General features: G+C 64.5%; 19 protein-coding genes and 2 pseudogenes. 6 read left to right on the top strand and 15 right to left on the bottom strand.

Annotation, left to right across the window (positions count from 1 at the left end; translation table 11 throughout):
* The first annotated feature begins 93 nt into the window (after positions 1-93).
* The 3 genes and pseudogenes from CK224_RS08180 to CK224_RS31895 form a co-directional block, all read left to right on the top strand.
* Positions 94-1,284, top strand: a complete 1,191-nt coding sequence (locus CK224_RS08180; RefSeq protein ID WP_095781376.1) for an acetyl-CoA C-acetyltransferase — start codon at positions 94-96, stop codon at positions 1,282-1,284.
* 21 nt (positions 1,285-1,305) lie between these two features.
* Positions 1,306-1,554: pseudogene (locus tag CK224_RS08175) on the top strand (substrate-binding domain-containing protein); the annotation flags it as partial.
* 552 nt (positions 1,555-2,106) lie between these two features.
* Positions 2,107-2,286 (top strand): annotated as a pseudogene (locus CK224_RS31895) (ABC transporter permease); the annotation flags it as partial.
* Positions 2,287-2,302: 16 nt separating this feature from the next.
* Here the strand turns inward: CK224_RS31895 and CK224_RS08165 are convergent.
* From CK224_RS08165 to CK224_RS08130, 8 genes are all read right to left on the bottom strand, one after another.
* Positions 2,303-3,061 (bottom strand): ABC transporter ATP-binding protein, encoded by a 759-nt coding sequence (locus tag CK224_RS08165; RefSeq protein ID WP_095781374.1) that lies wholly within the window; start codon positions 3,059-3,061, stop codon positions 2,303-2,305.
* Positions 3,058-3,786, bottom strand: coding sequence for an ABC transporter ATP-binding protein (locus tag CK224_RS08160; RefSeq protein WP_095781373.1), 729 nt, complete (start codon positions 3,784-3,786; stop codon positions 3,058-3,060). Before CK224_RS08160 ends, CK224_RS08165 begins: the two co-directional genes overlap by 4 nt.
* The gene (locus tag CK224_RS08155; RefSeq protein ID WP_176477874.1) at positions 3,773-4,858 is read right to left on the bottom strand and encodes a branched-chain amino acid ABC transporter permease; all 1,086 of its coding nucleotides are present in this window, start codon (positions 4,856-4,858) and stop codon (positions 3,773-3,775) included. Before CK224_RS08155 ends, CK224_RS08160 begins: the two co-directional genes overlap by 14 nt.
* Before the next feature lie 7 nt (positions 4,859-4,865).
* Complete coding sequence (locus CK224_RS08150) at positions 4,866-5,735, bottom strand: branched-chain amino acid ABC transporter permease (RefSeq protein ID WP_095781471.1); 870 nt, start codon at positions 5,733-5,735, stop codon at positions 4,866-4,868.
* Between the two features lie 86 nt (positions 5,736-5,821).
* A complete protein-coding gene (locus tag CK224_RS08145) occupies positions 5,822-7,054 on the bottom strand; it encodes an ABC transporter substrate-binding protein (RefSeq protein ID WP_095781371.1) in 1,233 nt (410 codons plus the stop codon).
* 276 nt (positions 7,055-7,330) lie between these two features.
* Entirely contained in the window at positions 7,331-8,194 is an 864-nt protein-coding gene (locus tag CK224_RS08140) for an amidohydrolase family protein (protein ID WP_095781370.1), read from the bottom strand.
* Positions 8,195-8,199: 5 nt separating this feature from the next.
* On the bottom strand, positions 8,200-9,186 hold the full coding sequence (locus CK224_RS08135; RefSeq protein WP_095781369.1) for an aldo/keto reductase: 987 nt from the start codon (positions 9,184-9,186) through the stop codon (positions 8,200-8,202).
* A 267-nt stretch (positions 9,187-9,453) separates the two neighbouring features.
* Positions 9,454-10,197: a FadR/GntR family transcriptional regulator gene (locus CK224_RS08130; RefSeq protein ID WP_095781368.1), complete on the bottom strand. Its 744-nt coding sequence runs from the start codon at positions 10,195-10,197 to the stop codon at positions 9,454-9,456.
* 108 nt (positions 10,198-10,305) lie between these two features.
* On the opposite strand from CK224_RS08130, the gene CK224_RS08125 reads away from it, so the two are divergent.
* Entirely contained in the window at positions 10,306-11,265 is a 960-nt protein-coding gene (locus CK224_RS08125) for an NAD(P)-dependent oxidoreductase (protein WP_280952256.1), read from the top strand.
* Positions 11,266-11,326: 61 nt separating this feature from the next.
* Here the strand turns inward: CK224_RS08125 and CK224_RS08120 are convergent, their stop codons facing one another.
* Complete coding sequence (locus CK224_RS08120) at positions 11,327-12,112, bottom strand: FadR/GntR family transcriptional regulator (RefSeq protein WP_095781366.1); 786 nt, start codon at positions 12,110-12,112, stop codon at positions 11,327-11,329.
* A 3-nt stretch (positions 12,113-12,115) separates the two neighbouring features.
* Positions 12,116-13,558 (bottom strand): FAD-binding oxidoreductase, encoded by a 1,443-nt coding sequence (locus tag CK224_RS08115; protein ID WP_095781365.1) that lies wholly within the window; start codon positions 13,556-13,558, stop codon positions 12,116-12,118.
* Positions 13,559-13,719: 161 nt separating this feature from the next.
* Here CK224_RS08115 and gloA point away from each other — a divergent pair, with 161 nt between their 5' ends.
* Positions 13,720-14,133 carry a lactoylglutathione lyase gene (gene gloA / locus CK224_RS08110; RefSeq protein ID WP_095781364.1) on the top strand — a complete coding sequence of 138 codons (414 nt, stop codon included), beginning with the start codon at positions 13,720-13,722 and terminating at the stop codon, positions 14,131-14,133.
* A gap of 83 nt (positions 14,134-14,216) precedes the next feature.
* Here gloA and CK224_RS08105 read toward each other — a convergent pair whose 3' ends face one another.
* From CK224_RS08105 to CK224_RS08090, 4 genes are all read right to left on the bottom strand, one after another.
* On the bottom strand, positions 14,217-15,185 hold the full coding sequence (locus CK224_RS08105) for an ABC transporter permease (RefSeq protein WP_095781363.1): 969 nt from the start codon (positions 15,183-15,185) through the stop codon (positions 14,217-14,219).
* Positions 15,186-15,189: 4 nt separating this feature from the next.
* Entirely contained in the window at positions 15,190-16,692 is a 1,503-nt protein-coding gene (locus CK224_RS08100) for a sugar ABC transporter ATP-binding protein (protein WP_095781362.1), read from the bottom strand.
* Between the two features lie 5 nt (positions 16,693-16,697).
* Entirely contained in the window at positions 16,698-17,681 is a 984-nt protein-coding gene (locus CK224_RS08095; protein WP_095781361.1) for an ABC transporter permease, read from the bottom strand.
* A gap of 164 nt (positions 17,682-17,845) precedes the next feature.
* Entirely contained in the window at positions 17,846-18,925 is a 1,080-nt protein-coding gene (locus CK224_RS08090; RefSeq protein WP_095781360.1) for a sugar ABC transporter substrate-binding protein, read from the bottom strand.
* A gap of 207 nt (positions 18,926-19,132) precedes the next feature.
* Between CK224_RS08090 and CK224_RS08085 the strand changes: the two genes are divergently transcribed.
* On the top strand, positions 19,133-20,725 hold the full coding sequence (locus CK224_RS08085) for a GMC family oxidoreductase N-terminal domain-containing protein (RefSeq protein ID WP_095781359.1): 1,593 nt from the start codon (positions 19,133-19,135) through the stop codon (positions 20,723-20,725).
* 232 nt (positions 20,726-20,957) lie between these two features.
* On the opposite strand, the gene CK224_RS08080 is transcribed toward CK224_RS08085, so the two are convergent.
* Entirely contained in the window at positions 20,958-21,371 is a 414-nt protein-coding gene (locus CK224_RS08080; RefSeq protein ID WP_095781358.1) for a carboxymuconolactone decarboxylase family protein, read from the bottom strand.
* Positions 21,372-21,391: the final 20 nt, after the last annotated feature.

The raw sequence follows: 21,391 nt of genomic DNA, 5'->3' as shown, positions 1-21,391 counted from the left end.
ACCTTGCCTGCCGATGCGTTTCAGATTATTGGTTATAACCAGAATGTCAAGCCGCGATCGCAGGCTGGCAATCGGCATTTGGGGAGGACTGGAATGGACGCCGTTTATATTGTTGCCGCCAAACGGACGCCTATCGGCAAGCTGAACGGCGCGTTTGCCAGCCTGTCGGCGGCGGAGCTGGGGGCGCAGCTTATCCAGGCAATGCTCGCCGAAGCGCAGCTTGCGCCCGATGCCGTCGGCGAGGTGATCATGGGGCAGGTGCTGACCGGCGGCGCCGGGCAGAATCCGGCGCGGCAGGCCGCGCTCAAGGCTGGCCTGCCGGTCAGCGTGCCCGCCATGACCGTCAACAAAGTGTGCGGCGCCGGCCAGAAGTCGATCCATCTCGCTGCCCAGGCCATACGTTGCGGCGACGCCGATTGCGTGATCGCCGGCGGGCAGGATTCGATGACCTCGGCGCCGCATGTCATTTCTGGCGTCCGCGGCGGCATCCGCATGGGCGACCGCACCGTCAAGGATTCCATGATCACCGACGGGCTATGGGATGCCTTCCATCAGGTGCATATGGGCGTAACCGCGGAAGCGCTGGCACAGCGCTACCAGATCACCCGCGAGGAACAGGACAGGTTCGCACTTCGCTCGCAGGAGAAGGCCGACGCCGCCATCCAGGCTGGCAGGTTCGACGACGAGATCGTCCCCGTATCGATCGAGGCCAAGCAATGCGATGTCGTCATCGAGCGTGACGAGCACCCCAATCCTTCCACCACCATGGAAGGCCTCGGCCGACTCAAGCCGGTCTTCGATACGGCTGGAACGATCACGGCCGGCAACTCCTCCGGCCTCAATGACGGCGCCGCGGCGGTGCTTGTGATGTCGGAAGCGCAGATGACCGAGCTCGGCCTGACGCCCCTCGCCCGCATCGCATCCTACGCTTCCGCAGGCGTCGAGCCGATGGATATGGGCCTCGGCCCCGTCGCGGCCTCGCAGCGCGCGCTCGACAAGGCTGGCTGGCACCATGCCGATCTCGACGTGATGGAGATCAACGAAGCGTTCGCCGCGCAGGCCATCGCCGTCAACCGCGAGATGGGCTGGAACGAGGACATCATCAACATGAGCGGCGGCGCCATCGCCCTCGGCCACCCGCTGGCCGGTTCCGGCTGCCGCATCGTGGTGACGCTGCTGCATGAGATGGTTCGCCGCGATGCACGGAAGGGCCTGGCTTCGCTCTGCATCGGCGGGGGACAGGGAGTGGCGATCTGCCTGGAGCGGTCAGGCGCGACTGGGTGATGACAGCTCCTTGCAGCCGGCGCCATCAAATACTGTCATGCCGCCGGGATCGCGGTCCCCGGACAAGTTTCGATCGTTGGCTTCGACAATCTGGAAATCGCGGAACTCACCTCACCGGAATTGACCACGCTGGAGGTGCCGGCGCGAGACATGGGCCGCATCGCTGCGGACTACATCCTGGCATCGCCGTCGCAGCGGCTGCATTTGAGGCAACGCGAGCTGGCAATCCGCTTGATTGTCAGGGAAAGCACGGCTCCGGTGAGGCGCTAGGGACTTTGACGTCTAGGTACCACGGCATGTGCCCTCTGTTGCCGAAGACTGATCCGTGTGTGTGCTTCCAGCGTCTTCGGCTCGCTGTATTCGCGAATGAGGGATTGGCGTCGCGGGACCACACACTGCACCCGCATTCTTGCTCGATTGAGCCTTCCCTGTCGCAATCACCGGCGAAAATCCCTAGCATGTCGAGGAGCCTGGATACTGATTCGTATCCAATGGGAAGCGCCGGGCTGCCGCTTCCCGCTCCGTTTGAAGCCGGGGGAAAGATGACTCCAAACGCTTGCCCGTTCTGCACCAGCACAGAAGGTAGGCCTCATGTCACGCGGGAGATGCGAGTGGTCATCCTCTGCGACGAATGCGGAGCGTCAGGACCGATATGCATTGATGAGGCCGCCGCTATCGAAAGCTGGAATAGTCGTCCCTGGAAAGGCAATCAGAGGCCTGCATCAGCCAGCCATCGGTAGGTTGGAAAACATCCACTTGCTTACGTTAGGCTATACCAACCAGGCCTATCAGGTATGGGGATCCTTATCTCATGCCGGTCATCTCGGCCGTGGTCGAGGCAACTATATCGGCACCTTCGCCGGAGCAATCTTCATCACGCTTCTATCGTCGATCCTTTCCGTGATGCAGATGCCCCCAGCCGCACGCCAGATCATCTTCGGCGCGATCATCCTGGTCGTGCTGCTGATCCATGGTCTCACCAGCAAGGGGCGGGACATCTGAGCGCTGGTGGAGGACCTTACGAACCGGCGTTGAGCGGCTTTCCGCCGTGGTTCTGCTGTGCCCTCTTGCCGAGATAGAGTTCCTGCATGACCGATGACTGTTGCAACTCTTCGATGCTGCCTGAGGCCACGATGCGTCCGGAATTCATCAGATAGCCTTGCTCGGCCACCGAGAGCGCCAGTCCGGCGTTCTGCTCGACGAGGAGCACCGCGGCACGGAACTTCTCGCGCACATCCAGGATGATGCCCTGCAGATCCGACACCAGCAATGGCGACAGTCCGAGCGACGGCTCGTCAAGCAGAAGGATGCGTGGTCTCGCCATCAGGCCACGCGCGATCGCCAGCATCTGCTGCTGGCCGCCGCTGAGCGTGCCGGCCTTGGCGCCTCGCTTCTTGGCGAGAATGGTGAAATAACTCTCCATCAAGGCGATGTCGGCCTCGATCGCATCCCTGTCCTTGCGGCAGTAGGCGCCGAGCAAAAGGTTCTCGCGCACGCTCATGTCGGCGAACACGTGGCGGCCCTCCGGCACCATCACGACGCCGAGCGTTGCCTTTTCGTCGGCATGAAGCGCGGTAACGTCGCGACCGTCGAAGGTCACCGCGCCGCGCCGCGGCTTCACCAGACCGGCGATGGAACGCAGCAGCGTCGTCTTGCCGGCGCCGTTGGGGCCGAGGATGGTGACGATCTCATTTTGGCCGACCGCGAGCGAGACGTCGCGATTGACCGCGACTGGCCCATAGCCGGTATCGACATGTTCGACCGCAAGCAGGCTCATGGCGCGGCCGCCTTCTTGTCCGGGCCGAGATAGACCTCGCGCACCTTGGGGTCGGCGAGCACCTGGGACGGCGGGCCTTCCGCGATCTTGGTGCCGAAATCGAGCACGACGAGGCGGTCGCAGAGGTCGGACATCATGTCCATGTCATGGTCGATGAGGCAGACGCCGATGCCTTGCGGCGGCAGTTGCGCGATGACCGAAGCGAAGGCCTGGGCTTCGCTGTCGTTCAGCCCGGCGCCGGGCTCGTCCAACAGCAGGAGTTCGGGAGAAACGCCGAGCGCGACGGCCAGCCCAAGGCGCCTGAGGCTGCCGAACGGCAGCGACCCGGCGATCGTCCTGCCGAGCGGCGCCAGGCCGACGAAGTCGAGGATCATGCCGGGTGAGGTCCAGCGACCGCCGCCCCTCCTGCCCTGCTCCCAGGCGATTCGGACATTCTCGTCGACGGTCAGACCCGGAAACGACATCGCCTGCTGAAACGTCCGCACCAGCCGCTTTCGCGCTATGCGATGGGCGCCGATATTGGTGATGTCCTGCCCCTGCCAGAACACCGTGCCGCCAGTGGCCGGATGAACGCCGCTGACGACGTTGAACAAGGTGGTCTTGCCGGATCCGTTGGGGCCGACGATGCCGACGACGCGGTCGGTGTCGATGTCGAGATCGATGCCGTTGAGCGCGACGACGCCGCCGAACTGCTTGCGCAGGCCCCTCACCTCAAGCGCGGCCATTCGAGCCTCCGACTTGCGTCTCGGACCCGCCACGGATCGCGCAGCAGATGTTCTTGATGCCGGCGCCGACTCCGCCCGGCAGCAAAAGGATCACCAGAAGCAGGCAGACGCCGTAGGCGATGCGGGAATCGACCGGATCGAGGTTGAGCACCTCGGGCAGGAAATTGACGACGACCGCGCCAATCAGCGGCCCGTAGAGATAGCGGGCGCCGCCCAGCATGACCATCAGCGCCAGGTAAAGGCTGGGGAAAGCGCCGAACAGGGTCGGCGAGATGTGGCGCAGGTAGTAGAGCTGCAGCACGCCGGCGAGGCCGGCAAACAGGCCTGAAACCATCAGCACGCCAAGCTTGTGCAGGTCGACATTGATGCCGACCGAACGCGCCAGCTGCTCGTTCTCGCGGATGGCCCGCAACGTCCGGCCGTAGCGCGAAATGCCGATGAGATAGGTCGCGGCGAGCGCCAGGAAGAGCGCCGCCAGAACCAGATAGTAATTGTTGGAGAGCTTGTCGAAATTGATGCCGGGCAAGGGAGTGACCGACCCGACATCGAGGCCGGTGGCGGATCCGGTGAAGGTGCCGCCATTGGTGAGCACGATGACGAACAGGGCGCAGAAGCAGAAGGTGATGATGATGTAATGCTGTCCGCCCACCCTCAGCGTCGGCAGACCGATGACGCCGCCGACGATCGCCGACAAGGCCATGGCGAAGGGCAGCGAGGTCCAGAAGCCCAAGCCGAGCTGCACGGAAAGGATGGCCGAGGCATAGGCGCCGACCCCCATCAGCGCCGCATGGCCGACCGACATGATGCCGGCCTGGCCGAACTGCAGACCGAGGCCGTAGAGGCCGATCGCCGTATAGAGCGTCGTGATGGCGATCGACAGGAAGCGGTAGCCGAGGCCGAGCCAGGGCAAGGCGATGAGCAGCACCGCCAGCAGGATTGCCGTGATCGCCTGGACGCCGGCCGGCAGCGGAACGGCGGCATTGTCGGCCGTCAGAAGCGCGAGCCGATCCCGTGCCCTGACGCCTTCTGGCGTGGCGCCTGTCTTTCCGGCGCTGTTGTCGGTCATTGGCATCGACATCTCACGATGCCTTCCGGCCGAGCGTGCCGCCAAGCAGTCCCTGGGGCCGCAGCACCAGGATCAGGATCATCACGACCAGCGAATAGGCGTCGGTCCATTCCGGATATCCGTAACCGGCGCTGAGGCCATCGACGAGGCCGAGCACCAGGCCGCCGACGACGGCGCCACCGACATTGCCGAGACCGCCGATTAGCGAGACCGCGAAGCCGCGAATGATGATGACGCTGCCGGTGAAGGGCGTGATCGGAAACAGCGAGATCATCAGCGCGCCGCCGATGCCGGCAAGCAGGCTGCCATAGATGAAGACGCCGGTGACGTAGCGGCGAACCGGAATGCCCATCAGCTCAGCGGTGTCGCGGTCCGAAACGCTCGCCCGCAACGCCATCCCATAGCGGCTGCGCGAGATGCCGAAATAGGTTATCGCCACGATCACGGCCGTTACCGCGACGACGATCGCGCGCATCGCGATGATATCCACGCCGCCGATCGTCCAGACTAGGCCGACCGGGTCGGTGATGCTTTTCTGGAACTCGTTGAAGACGCGGATGACGGCGTGCTGCAGGATCACGCTGAGGCCGATCGACATGATGAAGCCGTTCATCGGCCGGTTGAGCGTGAAGCGGAACAGGCATCGTTCGGCGGCAAAGCCGAGCGCCCCGACCAGCAGGCCGGCCAACACCAGCGCCACAAAGAAGTTCATCCCGGCGCCGACCATGAACCAGGTCGCCATGCCGCCGACCATCAGGAACTCGCCATGCGCGAAATTGACGATGCCGGCCAGGCCGAAGATCAGCGTGATGCCGATGCCGATGAGAATGGTGACGCTGGCAACCGATAGGCTGTTCACCAGTTGCTGCACAAAAATGTCCATCATCAAATCCGGGTGGAGAACCTGCAGGGAAGGATGGGCGGAACATAGCCGCCCATCCCGATGTCGGATTTTCGTTGCGGACCGGCTCAGCCGCCGTTGTCGCCGGGCGGTGGAGCGGCCGGCGGCTGCTCGACCGCGCATTTGAACTTGTCGGATGTGTTGGGTTCGACCATGCAGACCTCGGTCGCGAAGGTGACCTGATGATGCTTGTTGAAGACAAGCGGCACAGGCGACACGACGCCCTTGTAGTCCGACTTCAAGAGCTCCGCGACCACCGCGTCCGGATCGTCGATCTTGCCGACCTTCTCCAGCGCCTTGGCGTACCAGAAGAAGTAATCGTAATAGAGCAGCGAAACGGAGGACTGCGGGCCCTTGGCGGCGCCGAGGCCGAAATATTTGTCGAAATACTGCTTCACCTCGGGGTATGGCGAGGAACCCCAGCAGACCGGCACGCAGCTCATCGTCACCGGCACGTCCGCCTTGAGGCTGCGCTCCTGGTAGATGCCCGGGTCGACGCCGAACAGGAAATAGGACGGCGCCACGCCGAGCTTGAGGGCTTGCGGGAAAGCTGTGAGGGTTGAATCGCCATTGTACCAAAAATGCACGATATCGGGCTTCATGCCCTTGATGCGGGTGAGCAGCGGCGAGAAGTCGGTCGTATCCGGCGGATACTGCACGAGGTCGACTTTCTGGCCTTCCGCCTCGAGCGCCTTGACATAGTGCGACGACAGATACTGTCCGGTCGCGTCATTGCCGACGAACACCACCGAATGCTTCGGCGGCGACTTCAGCTGCGGCGTGAGCAGCGACAGCACGCCCTTGGCGGTGCTGCCGCTGCGCTGCCATTCCTGCGGCTCGCTCTGGAACGTGTAGTGGAGCCAGCCGCCCTCGGCGACGGCCTTGTCGTCGAGCACGGCGCCGAGCGAGCTGTTCCCGGAAAACTGCAGCACCTTGGCCGGGCCGGTGATCTTGGCCATGGACACCGAGAAGTCATGCGTCTCGGTGCCCCAGATGGCCTTGACGCCGATGTCGTTGACCAGCTCGCGCGCGGCCGCGATGGAGACGTTCACATCGGTCCGGTTGTCGCGGATATAGAGCTTGATCTTGTAGGTCTTGTCGCCGACCTTGATGCCGCCGGCGTCGTTGATCTGCTGCGCCGCCAGGTTGGCCGCGCCGACGATGGTGTTGCCGGCCGAAACGAATGAGCCCGACTGCGCGGCGATGACGCCGATGGGCAGTTCCTCGTCGGCGCGGGCCGTCTGCAAAGCCATGGCGAGCCCCGCGGCCGCCATGGTCAATCCAAGTCCTAGCTGTCTCATGCATGTTCCTCCCGTTACATGGCTAACTTGTCATACAACCCTATTACCATGTAACACGGCTGTCAACATTGCTGCGCCCTGGGCCGGACGAACGAAAGGGGCCGCATCACCCCTTTCCTTCGTTTCTGATGTCACCTTGTTTGAGGAAGTTCACCGCAGTCGGCGCGAGGCGCCGGACAAGGATGCCCGACGCAAAGACAATGCGCCGCGATGATGGTGGCGTTGAATGTGGCCCCGCGACCGCTCGGGCGGGAGACATTCAGAGCCTTGTCACTGTTACAGCGACAAGCGGTACGCCTCGAGGGCGGAAGCTCCAAAAATCTGCGAACGCTCTTGCTCCGTCAGCCCGGAAAGACAGTCGTCAAGCGCGCGCTTGACCGACCGATAGTTTGCGGCGACCAGGCAGACCGGCCAATCCGAACCGAACAGGCATCGCGACGGTCCGAAGATCGAAAGCACCGCGTCGACATAGGGCTGCAGATCCTGGCTATTCCAGCGCCGCCAGTCGGCTTCCGTGACCATTCCGGAGAGCTTGCACCAGACATGGTCGCGATGCGCCGCGAAGCCCTGCATCAATCCGGCCCACGGCTCCATCGCGCGCTGCGCAATGCGCGGTTTTGCGATGTGGTCGACGACGAAACGCAAATTGGGATGCCGTTCCACCGTCTCCAAAGCAGCCGGAATCTGCGGCTCCTTCAACAGCAGGTCATAGACCAGCCCCGCCTCGGCGACAGCCGCCAGCCCGCGCTGGACTTCCGCGCGCAGCAGCCAGTTCGGATCCGTCTCGTTGTGGACGAGGTGACGAATGCCGACTAGGTAATGGCCATCCGGCCGCGCCTTCAGCTCGGACACCGTGGCCGCCACCTCGGGTTCGGTGAGGTCGACCCAGCCGACGACGCCGGCGACGAAATCGGTCCGGCTGGCCGTGACCAGGAACCCCCGCGTCTCGCCGAGCGAATGCCATGTCTGGACCAGGATGGTCCTGTCCACGCCGGCCGCGGCCAGCGCCGGCCTGAGGTCCTCGGGCGTGAACACCCGGCGGATGGCGGCGTAATCCTCCGTCATCCAGCCGCAGGACCCGTCCGCGGGGTCCCAGAAATGCTGATGCCCGTCGATCACCAGGGGCTTGCCGGTGCCCATGGCGCTCACCAGCGCTGATGAACGGCGGCCTTGATGCGTCGCTCATAGATGTCGGCGATGCGCTTCATCACTTGCAGCGAGAGCGCCGGCAGGTCGGACGCGGCGGCGTTTTCCTGCGCCTGCCGGACGGACTTGGCGCCCGGAATGGTAACCGTAACCGCCGGGTTCATCAGGATCCAGCGCAGCGCCCATTGCGCCATTGTAGCGCCTGGCGGCAGCAGCGGCCGCAATTCCTCGACCGCCTGCAGGCCTTCCTCATAGTTGACGCCCGCGAACGTCTCGCCGACGTCGAAGGCCTCGCCTTGACGGTTATAGTTGCGGTGGTCCTTGGCGCTGAAGCTGGAATCGCTCTTGAACTTGCCGGAGAGCAGGCCGCTGGCCAGCGGCACCCTGACGATGATGGCAACATCCTTCTGGCGCGCCATGTCGAAGAACAGCTCCGCCGGGCGCTGCCGAAAGATGTTGTAGATGATCTGGACGCTGGCGACGCCGGGATATTGCAGCGCCTTGATGCCTTCCTCGACCTTTTCGACGCTGACGCCATAGTGACGGATCTTGCCCTCCTCGACCAGCCTGTCCAGCGCCTCGAACGTCTCGGGCTGGTAGAAGACCTCCGTCATCGGACAGTGGAGTTGGATGAGGTCCAGCACGTCGACCTCGAGATAGCGCAGGCTGCGCTCGACGAAGCTGGTCAGGTTCTGGCGATTGTAGCCGGAGGCGACATGCGGGTTCAGCCGCTTGCCGGCCTTGGTGGCGACCATAGGCCTCGCGCCGCCTCGTCCCTTCAGCGTCTTTGCGATCAGCTTCTCCGCCCGGCCGTCGCCATAGACGTCGGCGGTGTCGATCATCGTCACGCCTGAATCGAGCGCGGCGTTGAGCGCCGCGATGGCGTCCTTCTCCTCGACGTCGCCCCAGTCGGCGCCGATCGCCCAACTGCCGAAGCCGATTTCCGACACTTGCCAGCCGGTGCGGCCAAATCGCCTTTGATGCATGGAAACTCACTCCTCAAAGCCCGCGTCGTCTTGACGGGTCGTGTCCGCAGGAATATCAGATTGGATAGTTGTATGACAACCCTGTAATCATGCAAAAGCTAATGATGGAAAGTGGCGGTTTTGGATCTACCGGCAGGCTGGAAGGGCGACGGAATGTTCCCGGCATCTGCGCATGGCGCCGATCGATCCCGACCTGACTTGGAACGTCAAGCCGCAGCGGCCACTGATCGATACAAACTGCGAGCCGGTCGAGCGGCCTTGCCCGATTTACTTCCCGGCGCTGTCGCGCAGCTGCTCGAAGCGCTTGTAGGAACGGATGAGGTGCAGCCGCATCGCGCGTTGCGCCGCCTTGGCGTCGCGCGACGCGATGGCGTCGTGGATCGCCCGGTGCTCGCGCCGCGTCCGCTCGAAATGCCGCTCGCGCTCGTCGGGCTCCAAGCGATCGTATTGCGTCCATTGGCGCGGGATCATCGCGGTGCCGAACGTGTCGAAGAGCCGGCTGAAATAGGCGTTGTGCGAGGCGAGCGAAATCGCCCGATGGAAGGCCGCATCCTCGGTCGCAGCAAGACCCGTCTCGGCGATCGCCCGGTCGATTGCATCGAGCCACTTGGCCATAAGCGCAAGGTCCTTGGCAGTCCTGCGCATGGCCGCCAGCGCCGCTGCTTCCGCCTCGACGCCCATGCGCAGCTCGAGCACGGCCAGGATCTCGTCGATCGATTCGACATCCGTCGGTACGATCGAAAAGGTTTTCGGCGGGGGTTCCTGGGCCACAAAGGCGCCGAGGCCCTGCCGCGTGGTGATCAGCCCGCGTGCGCGCAACGATGCCAGCGCCTCGCGAACCACGGTCCGGCTGACGCCTGTTGCGTTGACAATCTCCTGCTCGGTGGGCAGCCTCTGGCCAGGCGCAAGATCGCCGGCTTCGATCTGCGCGGCAAACTTGTCGACCAGTTCGCCCCTGAGGTTGGGGGACTGGCGAATGGCGCCGAACATTGCTCCCTCGCGATCCGTCATCCGAAAACCGGCCCGGTTAAATCGATTCTTGCGCCAAGGATCGCACCGCTTGGTTGCAACGGCAATCTTTCGTTTCGAATGCATGCCGCCCAGAAGTGAGCAGCGGTCCTGGGACTACGGCATGCGTCAAGACAGAAACGCCAACAGCAAGGGAAGACCAATATGAAGCAGCAAATCGGCTTTATCGGCCTGGGCGCGATGGGTTCGGGCATGGCGGCCAACCTTCTCGCCAAGGGCTGGCCGCTGACGGTCTGGGCACACCGCAACCAGGAGGCGGCGCTGAAGCTGGTCGGCGCCGGCGCCCGCCAGGCTGCGACGCCGCGCGCGCTCGCCGAAACCTGCGATATCGTGCTGATCTGTGTCACCGGCTCGCCGCAGGTGGAAGCGGTTGTGAAGGGTCCGGAGGGGCTTGCGGCTGCCGACAAACCGCTGCTCATCATCGACTGCTCCACCTCCAACCCGTCCTCGACGATCGCGCTCGCCGCCGAACTTGCAGCTCAAAGCGTGACGCTGATCGACGCGCCGCTGGCGCGCACCCCCAAGGAAGCGGTCGAAGGCAAGCTCGACGTCATGGTCGGCGGCGCGGCGGAAGCGGTCGCCCGCGCTCAGCCAGTGCTCGAAGCCTTCGCGGCTCGCGTCGTCCACACCGGTCCGACCGGCAGCGGCCACACCATGAAGCTGCTCAACAATTTCGTCTCGATGGGCTATTCCGCGATCTATTCGGAAGCGCTGACGCTGGGCGCCAAGGCCGGGCTGACGCCGCAGGTCTTCAACAGCGTCATCTCCGGCAGCCGCATGGATTGCGGCTTCTACCAGGCCTTTTTCGACTTCGTACTGAACCGCAACGAAAACGCCCAGCGCTTCGCCATTGCCAACGCGCTGAAGGACATGACCTACCTCGCCTCCTTCGCCCAGGCCGCCGGCATCGCCAACCCGGTCGGCGCCGTGGTCCGCAACGGTTTTGCCACGGCGGTGGCTACGGGGCACGGCGAAAAATTCGTGCCGGCGCTGTCGGATGTAATCGCGGGGCTGAATGGGGTGTCGCTGATGGAACCGGTGGCTGAGTGAAATCGCACAGGGCGCTCCTCTCCGTTTTGGCTGGCGCTGACCGAGCGGGCTGAGTCGCTGCCTACCCGGCCGCCTGCCCGCGCACTGCCTTCCGCAGCCGCGAATGCCGCGCCGGCGATGCTGGCTTCGCGGAGGCCTCACCTCCCGGCAGTCCGACACGCGAAGCCGCACCGGCGAGATGCCGCGTCATCGCGGCGCTCGCTCCTTTCGCGTCGCCGGCCTTGATCGCGGCCAGGATGCGCTCGTGCTCGCCCAGTGTTGTGCGCGCCATGTCGTCGGACTTCTGCTGGTTGCCGGCGGCCAGGATGCTTTCGCGGACCCGCTCCGAGACGAAGACAAGGAACTGGCCCATATAGGGGTTCTGGGTCGCCTCGGCGACGGCGCGATGGAAGCCGAGGTCGTTCTTCAGCCAGGCGACGCTGCCATAAGGCGCGGTGCGCATCCCATCGAGCGCCTGTTCCATCGCCTCGATATCGGCGTCGGAGCGGCGGGTTGCGGCGAGCGCGGCGATCTGCACTTCCAACATCCCGCGCAGCTCGAACAGGTTGCGGAAGGAATCAGCCCGCTGCAAGGCCTCATAATCGATCGTGAGCACCGTGGCGTTGGCCGCGTCGGCAACGAAGGCGCCTCTTCCCTGCTGCGACCAGATCCGACCCTCGGAGCGCAGCCTGGCGATCGCCTCGCGCACCACGTTGCGGCTGACCCCGAATGTGGTCGCCAGCGCCTGTTCGGTTGGCAGCTGATCGCCGGGTTTCAGACGCCCTTGCGCGATCTCGCGCGAGATGGAACTCGCGACCAGTGTAGAGAGGTGCGGACCGCGATTGACCTTGTCGAGCTTCAGCGTCATCGCTCACCTATAGTCGACGGCGGATGCGGGCGCCAGAATGCGGCCGTCGCTCAATATGTGGTTCGGGTCGAACGCCTGCTTGATGCCTGCCGCGAGATCGAGGCTCACCGGATCGATCCGGTCGAGGAAGGCCCGCTGCTTGACTCGGCCGATGCCGTGCTCGGCGCTGATCGAGCCGCCATAGCGGTCGACGACGGCGAAAATCTCCGCTTCCGCCTCTTCAAACAGGCGCTCGATTTCTTCCGAGCCCATGCCTTCGGGCGGCACGACGTTGAGATGGATGTTGCCGTCGCCGACATGGCCGTAGGTGACAGGCAGCGCATCGGGTCTCGCCCGTCCCAGTTCGAAGAGCGCGTCGGCGACGAAATCGGCGAGCCTCGAGATCGGCACCGAGACATCGGTGCGCAGATAGCGGCCGCCGCGCCCCTGGCGCTCGACCATGATCTCGCGATAGAGCCACAGACGCTCGCCCTGCGCCCGTGTGGACGCCACGATACCGTCCTCGACCAGATCGCCGGCGCTGCCGAGAAAATTCACAAGCATATCGGACAGGTTGATCAGGCCGCCGCCGGAAACCTCGATCAGCACATAGGCCGGATAGGGCTTATGGAACGGATCGGGGAAATCCTTGCGCTCGCGCACGGTGATCTCGATGCCGCCGCGCAGGATCAGCTCGAAGGCGGTGAGCAGGTCGCTGCAATCGCGCCGGGCCCGCGCATAGAGCGCCATGGCGTCCTCGATCGAGCGCAGGCCGACCAGCGCGGTTTCGATCTGCGTCGGCCTGGGAAAAAGTTTCAGTGCCGCGGCGGTGACGATGCCGAGCGTACCTTCCGAGCCGATGAAGATTTGCTTCAGGTCGTAGCCGCGATTGTCCTTGCGCAGCACCTTCAGTCCGTTCCAGACCCGGCCGTCGGCCAGCACGACTTCGAGGCCCAGCACCAGGTCGCGCGTCATGCCGTAGCGCAGCACGTTGAAGCCGCCGGCATTGGTCGCGACATTGCCGCCGATACGGCAGCTGCCTTGGGCGCCGAAGGTGATCGGCAAGATACAGTCGCGCTCTTCGGCGGCGCGTTTGGCGTCTTCCAGGATGCATCCGGCCTCGACCACCATGGCGAAGTCGATCGGGCTGATCGAGCGGATCCTGTTCATCCGCTCCAGCGAGACGACCACCTCATTGCCGTCAGCCGCTACCGCCGCGCCGACAAGGCCCGTCAGGCCACCTTGCGGCACGACGGCAATGCGTTCGGCATGGCAGTGCCGCATCAGCGCCGACATCTCTTCCACAGAAGCCGGCCGCGCCACCGCCAGTGGCCGGCTGAAATGGTCGCCCGACCAGTCGCGGCTGTAGCGGACAAGGTCCTCTGCCTCGGTCAGCAGCCCGCCATCAGACAGCACGCCGGTGAGGGCGGCGATCAGCGATGCGGAATTGGGCGGCACGGCATTCATGAACTGAACCTGGATCCTTCCGGAAAACGACTGGACAACCACCAATCTTGTCGTGTTATCATACAACCCTGATTTAGAACATCAAGCGACGCCATGCTTCCCGAAGCCGTTTGATGTGGATGGTCAGACCGGCAAATCACTGAATTCGGAGGACTTTCCCAATGAGCGACGCCCCCGGCTTTCGCTATATGCACACCATGATCAGGGTGCTCGACCTCGACAAGTCGATCGCCTTCTACACCGAGGTGCTCGGCATGACGCTGCTGCGCCGCGACGATTATCCCGGCGGCAAGTTCACCAACGCCTTTGTCGGCTATGGCCCCGAGGACAAGGAAGCCGTCGTCGAGCTGACGTTGAACTGGGGCCGCGATGAACCTTATGAGATCGGCACCGGCTTCGGCCACCTGGCGCTCGGCGTCAACGACATCTACGCCGTCTGCGCCGAGCTCGAGAAGCGCGGCGCCAAGATCCCGCGCAAGCCCGGGCCGATGCAGCACGGCACCACCCACATCGCCTTCGTCGAGGATCCTGACGGCTACAAGATCGAGCTGATCGGCCTCGACACCATGCAGTAGTTTCATTCTGGACCGCACCGGCTCTGTGCCGATGCGGTCCCCTCGCGGCCGCGCTTGCCTGGGAGGCCATGCGGATGGGGTCGTCACTTGATGACCGCGATCTTGCTGCGGTCGATGGTGATGGCGACGGCGGCGATCAGCACCGCGCCGAACACCATGTTTTCGAGAAAAATGTTGACGCCGACGAAAGTCATGCCGATGCGCACGATCGAGATGATCAGCGCGCCGACCGCCGTGCGCGCAACGCCGCCAAGGCCACCGGTGATGGCGGTGCCGCCGACGATGACGGCGGCGATGGCCGGCAAGAGCAGCTGGTTGGCCAAAACCGGCGAGCCGCTCGACAGCCTGGCCGCCAGCACCACACCGGCGACAGCCGCCAGCATGCCGGATGCGGCAAAGGCGATGATCTTGGTGCGGTCGACATTGATGCCTGCCGCCCAGGCCGCCGGCTCGCCGGCGCCGACCGCGATCGCCTGACGGCCGAAGCGTGTGTAGCGCAGCGCCAGGAAGCTGACGATGCCGATCAAGGCCGAAATCAGCACCACCATCGGCAGGCCGAAAATCGTGGCGTTGATCCACGCCGTCTTTTCACGCCCGGCTTCCTCGATGGTGATGGCGCGGCCGTTGGAGACCCAGAGCGCCAGGCCGGTGACCACGCCGCCGGTCGCCAATGTCGCCACGAAGGACGGCACGCGCAGCTTGACGTGGACGATGCCGCTCAGCAGACCGAAGGCGAGGCCGGACAGGATCGCCACCGGAAAGGCGGCGAAGCCTAGCGTAGGCAAGAGCTGCGCCAGCATGACGCTCGCCAGCGAGGCCACCGCCTGGATCGACAGGTCGATGCCGCCGAGCAGGATGGCGAAGGTGACCCCAGTGGCCAGGATGAACAACACGGCGGTGTTGGCAAAGAGCAGGGCCAGCGTCTCGCCTGTCAGGAAGCCGGGCGCGGCGATCTCGATGACCAGCAAAAGGGCCACGAGCAGGACCAGCGGGATGGCGCCCTGCGTCCACTTGCCCTCGAACACCTGCCTGATGGAGAAACCTTCATTCATCGGTTCACACCATCGCTCGCAAGAGGTCTACCTGGTTTGGCTTGTTGCCCGGACTGGCATCGAAGCGCGCCGTGATCTCGCCGTCGCGCATCACCAGCACCTGGTGCGACAGGCCGATCGTCTCTTCCAGCGTGTCGGAGATCAGAAGGATCGCCACGCCCTGCTCCGAGAGATCGCGCACCAGCTCGTAGACCTCTTCCTTGGCGCCGACATCGAGACCACGCGTCGGATGGTCGAGCACCAGGATGCGCGAGCCGGCCGTCATCCAGCGCGCCAGCACCACCTTCTGCTGGTTGCCGCCGCTGAGCTTGCGGCAGGCGGCGTCCGGTCCGGGCGCCTTGATGCTGAGCCGCTTGATCCAGTCGGCGGCGAGCCGCCGCTCCTTGCCGTAGTCGATGGCGCCATTGCGCATGACGATCGAGAGATCCGCCAGCGAAATGTTCTCGGCGATCGACAGGAACATTACCAGGCCTTCCAGCCTGCGCTCGCGCGGCACATAGCCGATGCCCTTGCGCACCGCAGGCTCCGGCGAGCCGAAGCGCACCGTCTCGCCGGCGATCTTCATCTCGCCGGCATCGTGGGGCAGGAAGCCGCCGACGGTGCGGGTCACCTCCTCGCGGCCGGAGCCGACGACGCCGGCGATGCCCACGATCTCGCCGGCGCGGATCGAAAGATCGACCCCGTGATAGAAGCCGTTAGCGCCCAGCCCCTTGGCCTCGACCATGATCTTGTCGCCCGGCGGCTGTTGGCGCGCCTCGCGGTAATATTCGGCCTGCAGCCCGCGCCCGACCATGATCTCGTGCAGCTCCGGCGCGGTGACGTCCGCGGCGCGGTGCTCGGCCACGACCGCGCCGTCCTTCATCGTGTAGACGCGGTCGGAGATCGCCAGCACTTCGTCGAGGCGGTGCGAAACAAAGACGAAGCTGGCGCGGGATTTGAGCGAGCGCACCCGCGCGAACAGAACCTCGATATCGGCGGCGTTGAGCACCGAGGTCGGCTCGTCGAGCAGGATGAGCAATGGACGCTCGACCATCTCCTCCAGCGTCAGCGCCTTGGCGAGCTCGACCATCTGGCGCGCTGCGAAGGTCAGCTCGGAGGTGCGCGCGGCGACGTCGATGTCGACCCCGATCTTGGCGAGCTGCCGTCGTGCCGCGGCGTTCATGGCGCGCCAGTTGACGAGGCCGAAGCGGGTGAAACGGTCTTCTTCCCCCAGATAGATGTTTTCGGCGACAGTGAGATTGAGCACCAGCGACTGTTCCTGGAACACCATTCCGATGCCGTGCCTAGCAGCGTCACGGGCGTTGCGCAGTTTGAGCGGCTCGCCATCCAGCGTGAGTGAGCCGCCATCCGGCCTGTAGCCGCCGGCCAGCAGCCGCATCAGCGTCGACTTGCCGGCGCCGTTCTCGCCGATCAGCCCCACCACCTCGTTTGGCCGCACCTCTATGGAGACGTCGCGCAACGCCTGGACCCCGGGGAAGTTCTTGATGATGTTCGACGCCTGCAGCATGGCGGTCACTTCACGATCTTGAGGCGAACGCGGTCGAGCGACAACGCCACGGCGGCGATGATCATCAGGCCCTGCACAGTCTGCTGGATGTAAGGCGAGATGCCGAGCAGGATCATGCCGTTGGCCAAGACGGTGACGATCAGCACGCCGATCAGCGTATTGACGACGCCACCCTCGCCGCCGGTCAGCGCCGTGCCGCCGACGACCACCGCCGTGACCGCGGCAAACAGCCTCCCGTCGCCGATGACGGCATGCGACTGGCCGAGCTGGGCGGCGGCGAGCACACCTGCAATGCCGAAGAAGAAACCGGCCAGCGCAAACGCCGCGATGCGCACGCGCGTGACGTTGACGCCAGAGAGCTTGGTCACGTCCTCGTCGCCCCCGATCGCCAATATGTGGCGGCCGAGCCGGGTGTGATACTGGATGACGGCGGCAAGGGCGAACGCGCCGATCGCGACCCAGACCGCTAGCGGCAGCCCAAGGAAACGGTGCAGGGCGAGGTCGCGGATCGAGGCGTCGTTAAGGCGGATGGCCGAGCCGCCCAACATATAGACCGACAGGCCAAGCCCGATGAACCACATGCCGAGCGTCGCCATGAAAGATGGGATGCGCAGCATCGTCTGGACGAGACCGCTGATCAGCCCCATGATCGTGCCCGAGGCGATCGCCGCCAGCACCGCCCACCAGCCATAGTCGTTGCCGTTCGAGTCATTGGCGGCCAGCAGCACCACCACCATCGCCGCCACCGACAGCGTGCCCTCGACCGAAAGGTCGATGCTGCCCATCAGAATGATGAATGTCAGCCCCATGGCGAGCGTCAGCGGCACCGCGGCGGAGTTCGCCAACCGCACAAGATTGCGCAGCTCGATGAAATTGGGATTGGCGATCGTGATAAGAATGCACAGCACGACTAGCACCGCCAACGGCGCGAGCCTGCGCCAGCGCCTGCCGCCGAGCATAGTGGCGATGCGGCGGGGGAGGAATGTCATAAGCGTCGTCCGCTCGATGTCGGAAACGGACTTCAGGGGTTCTGTATGGATTGTCAAGAAACCGGTTCCCGTCTGCTGGTGACAGGCGTCGTAGCCGCGGGCGCAGGACGCCGGCAAAAAGGGAGCGGGCCGCTGCCAGGGAGAAGCCGGCCCGCCCCAACGGGTCAGGCGCGGATCGCTCCGGTCACCCGGCCCCACAGATCGTTCCAGTCAATCTCGGGCTTCGACTCGACATTGGTCTTGTAATATTCCTCGACATTGTCGTGGGAGATCAGCACCGCCTTGCCGTAGAATTCGCGGTGCTCCGGCGGCTCCTTGGCCGGGTCGAACTTGCCGATCTTGGCGTTGTAGCCGATCGCAAGCCCCATGCCGCCTTGCCAGAACGGATCGGAGGTGACGGTGCAGGCGAACTCGCCGGTGCGCACCGCGTCGACCGCCGTCTTGATGCCGTCCACACCGACGATAGGCACCTTGCCGGCAAGGTTTTCGGCGCGCAGCGCTTCGAGCGCGCCGGAGCCCATGTCGTCATTGGCGGCCCAGATGCCCTTGATGTCGTCGCCGAAACGGGTGAGCAGATTGCCCATCAGGTCGAAGGCCTCGGTCGATTTCCAGTTGGCGACCTGGAAGTCGAGCAGCTTGATGTCGGGATTGGCGGCAAGTGCCGCATCGAGGCCTTTCTTGCGCTCGATCGCGGCAGTGGTCGAGATCAGGCCGCCGAGCGCGACGATACCGCCCTTGCCGCCAATCGTCTTGAACAGGATCTCGGCGATGGTCTTGCCGCTGGCGATGCCGTCGAACTCGATATGCGAGACGTAGTTCGGGTTGAAATCCTTGGGGTGCAGGTCCGCCGGCTTGTTCCACTGCGTCACCACATAGGCGCCGGCCTTGGCGCAGGCTTCGACGATCGGGCGCGCGTCGGGCGTATCGTTGGGATCGGAATTGAGCACCATGTTGCCGTTGGTCTTGGCCAGCACCGCCTTGATGTCGGCGATACCCTTCTCGCTGTTGCCTTCCGAGACCAGCGTGACGTGCTCCAGCCCGGCCCATTTTGCATAAGCCTCGGCGCCGGTCTTCCAGACCGCGTGGTAGGGATTGGACAACGAGCGGATCGACGTCACCAGCGTCGGTTTGTCGGCCGCGCGCAATATATTCGGCATCGCCAGCGTCGCCGCCCCGGCGGCGGCGCCCAGCATCAGCGTCCGGCGACTGACCCTGCCGGATACAAGACCATTGCTGTCCTTCATTTCGAACCTCCCGATTGAATTTATTCCCCCGGCGCTTGCGCCACGCAGCGCGGCTGGGTCCTCCGTTGATGGGCCGTCAACTTCCTCTACTTGTACGACAACCCTTCAACACGGCAACCATACCCTTTCTCTTGACGTGGCACAAGCGACTTGAGATCGTCGCGCGTAAAAGAGCGAGGCCGGATTTGCCTCGGCAAGGGAGTGAGAATGCCGGATTATATCATCGTTGGCGGCGGCTCGGCCGGCTGCGTGCTTGCCGCGAGGCTGAGCGAGGATCCAGGCCTGTCGGTCGTCCTGCTCGAGGCCGGACCGCCCGACACCGACCGCTACATCCACATGCCGGTCGGCTTCTTCAAGATGACGTCCGGGCCGCTGATCTGGGGCTATAACGCGGCACCGGGCAAGGAGATCGACGGCCGCGTCATGGTCTACCCGCAGGCGCGCGTGCTGGGCGGCGGCTCGTCCATCAATGCCCAGGTGTTCACGCGAGGCTGCCCGCAGGACTATGACGACTGGGCGGCCGACTTCGGCTGCGCGGGATGGAGCTATGCCGACGTGCTGCCCTACTTCGTCCGCTCCGAGGGCAACGACACCTTCGCGGGCCGCGAACACGGCATCGACGGACCGCTCGGCGTTTCCAGCGGCGCGCCGCACCCGCTGACCAGGATCTTCGTCAAGGCGGCGCAGCAGGCCGGCCTCCCCTTCCGCGCCGACTTCAATGCCGGCGAGCAGGAAGGTGCCGGCTTCTACCAGACGACGACGCGCAATGGCAGGCGCTCGAGCACCGCGGTCGCCTATCTGAAGCCAGTTCTCGCCCGCGGGAATCTGACGCTGCGCACCGACGCCACGGTCAGCCGTGTCGTCGTCGAGAACGGCCGCGCCGTCGGCGTCGAGATCATCGCCAACGGCCGCGCCGAGCTGCTGCGCGCCGAGCGCGAGGTGATCGTCACCGCCGGCGCCATCGGCTCGCCGAAACTCCTGATGCTGTCCGGCATCGGCCCAGCCGCGCATCTCGGCCAGCACAGCATCAAGGTGGTGCACGATCTGAAAAACGTCGGCCAGAACCTGCATGACCATATGGATGTCGACGTCGTCGCCGAACTCAACGGGCCGCATGGCATTGACCGCTACAAGAAGATGCGCTGGCAGGCCGCCGCCGGTCTCGAATACGCGCTGTTCGGCAAGGGACCGGTGGCTTCCAACATCGTCGAAGCCGGCGCTTTCTGGTGGGGCGATCGCGCCGAGAAGACACCGGACATCCAGTTCCATTTCCTGCCTGGCGCCGGCGTCGAGGAAGGCATCGGCTCGGTTCCAGGCGGCAATGGCTGCACGCTGAATTCTTATCATGTGCGACCGCGCTCGCGCGGCAGTGTGGCGCTGCGCTCGGCGGACCCGCGCGATGCCCCGATCATCGATCCCAATCCTTTTGCCGAACGCTACGACCTTGAGCGCGCCATCGACGGCATCGAGATCAGCCGCGAGATCCTCTCGCAGCCGGCCTTCGCCAAATTCATCAGCCGCGAGCATCTGCCTGGAGCGGCGACGAAGGGCCGCGCGGCGCTCGAAGCCTTTGCCCGCCAGCATGGCCGCAGCGCTTACCATCCGGTCGGCACCTGCCGCATGGGCGGCGATGCCGACAGCGTCGTCGACCCCGAGCTTCGCCTGCGCGGTCTTCAGGGCCTGCGCGTCTGCGACAGTTCGGTAATGCCGCGCATTGTGTCGTCGAACACCAATGCCGCCGTGATCATGATCGCCGAGAAGGCGGCCGATTTGATCTCTGGACGAACCTTACCGTCATAGGGGTGGAGTGTCATCCACATCCAACAGAGGCGGATTGGCAGCTTTGGTCCCCGGATACCCGCATAGCGGACATTCAGGTCTGCACCGCCATCGCGAGGGTGCCTGCCTTGTCAGCCTTTTGCCACTGACCATGTCGCGCTGGATCAAAAGATGGCCCGCTTCGCGCAAGACAATGTCAAGCGCCGGCCGATGACCCAGTCGCACCGCCAGAATGGCGTGCCGCCTCGTGTCATCATCTTTCGCCGGCTTGTCCACCGTCACGCCCGATGGTGTGGTTGAGGATATCCTTGACATGGACCAGGGCGTTCCTGACGGCGGCTCCTCCAGCATAGAAAGTAAGCTGCAGAATCGCCTCGATGATCTGCTCGCGCGTTGCGCCCGCATTAAGCGCGGCTTGCGTATGCGCCCTTAACTGCGTGACGGTGTGTCCCAACGTAACGCAGGCGGCGATTACCACGAGCTCACGAGTCACATAGTCAAGCCCAGGACGGGCAGTGATGCCGCCAATGGCCCATTCGATCGACATGTCCGTGAAGTCTGGGCACAGTCCTTCCATGTCGCGGACAAGGGCGTCGCCTGCCCCGGCGCCGAAAAGCCGCTCGAAATGCGCAAGCCCACGCCGCCGCAATTCGGGATTTGAGATCATTGAATTGTCCTTTCCGGTTT

The sequence above is a fragment of the Mesorhizobium sp. WSM3862 genome (assembly GCF_002294985.1).
Classification (GTDB): Bacteria; Pseudomonadota; Alphaproteobacteria; order Rhizobiales; family Rhizobiaceae; genus Mesorhizobium.
The sequence above is the reverse complement of the archived record's forward strand: the minus strand, read 5'-3'. Positions and strand labels throughout refer to the sequence as shown.

What these genes read in the sequence shown, in the direction of transcription:
- CK224_RS08165 (WP_095781374.1), bottom strand. Translation starts at nt 3,061, where the DNA reads ATGAGCCTGCTTGCGGTCGAACATGTCGATACCGGCTATGGGCCAGTC.
- CK224_RS08180 (WP_095781376.1), top strand. Translation starts at nt 94, where the DNA reads ATGGACGCCGTTTATATTGTTGCCGCCAAACGGACGCCTATCGGCAAG.
- CK224_RS08150 (WP_095781471.1), bottom strand. Translation starts at nt 5,735, where the DNA reads ATGGACATTTTTGTGCAGCAACTGGTGAACAGCCTATCGGTTGCCAGC.
- CK224_RS08140 (WP_095781370.1), bottom strand. Translation starts at nt 8,194, where the DNA reads ATGGGCACCGGCAAGCCCCTGGTGATCGACGGGCATCAGCATTTCTGG.
- gloA (WP_095781364.1), top strand. Translation starts at nt 13,720, where the DNA reads ATGAGCGACGCCCCCGGCTTTCGCTATATGCACACCATGATCAGGGTG.
- CK224_RS08135 (WP_095781369.1), bottom strand. Translation starts at nt 9,186, where the DNA reads ATGCATCAAAGGCGATTTGGCCGCACCGGCTGGCAAGTGTCGGAAATC.
- CK224_RS08095 (WP_095781361.1), bottom strand. Translation starts at nt 17,681, where the DNA reads ATGACATTCCTCCCCCGCCGCATCGCCACTATGCTCGGCGGCAGGCGC.
- CK224_RS08085 (WP_095781359.1), top strand. Translation starts at nt 19,133, where the DNA reads ATGCCGGATTATATCATCGTTGGCGGCGGCTCGGCCGGCTGCGTGCTT.
- CK224_RS08090 (WP_095781360.1), bottom strand. Translation starts at nt 18,925, where the DNA reads ATGAAGGACAGCAATGGTCTTGTATCCGGCAGGGTCAGTCGCCGGACG.
- CK224_RS08105 (WP_095781363.1), bottom strand. Translation starts at nt 15,185, where the DNA reads ATGAATGAAGGTTTCTCCATCAGGCAGGTGTTCGAGGGCAAGTGGACG.
- CK224_RS08100 (WP_095781362.1), bottom strand. Translation starts at nt 16,692, where the DNA reads ATGCTGCAGGCGTCGAACATCATCAAGAACTTCCCCGGGGTCCAGGCG.
- CK224_RS08160 (WP_095781373.1), bottom strand. Translation starts at nt 3,786, where the DNA reads ATGGCCGCGCTTGAGGTGAGGGGCCTGCGCAAGCAGTTCGGCGGCGTC.
- CK224_RS08080 (WP_095781358.1), bottom strand. Translation starts at nt 21,371, where the DNA reads ATGATCTCAAATCCCGAATTGCGGCGGCGTGGGCTTGCGCATTTCGAG.
- CK224_RS08145 (WP_095781371.1), bottom strand. Translation starts at nt 7,054, where the DNA reads ATGAGACAGCTAGGACTTGGATTGACCATGGCGGCCGCGGGGCTCGCC.
- CK224_RS08155 (WP_176477874.1), bottom strand. Translation starts at nt 4,858, where the DNA reads ATGCCAATGACCGACAACAGCGCCGGAAAGACAGGCGCCACGCCAGAA.
- CK224_RS08120 (WP_095781366.1), bottom strand. Translation starts at nt 12,112, where the DNA reads ATGACGCTGAAGCTCGACAAGGTCAATCGCGGTCCGCACCTCTCTACA.
- CK224_RS08115 (WP_095781365.1), bottom strand. Translation starts at nt 13,558, where the DNA reads ATGAATGCCGTGCCGCCCAATTCCGCATCGCTGATCGCCGCCCTCACC.
- CK224_RS08130 (WP_095781368.1), bottom strand. Translation starts at nt 10,197, where the DNA reads ATGACGGATCGCGAGGGAGCAATGTTCGGCGCCATTCGCCAGTCCCCC.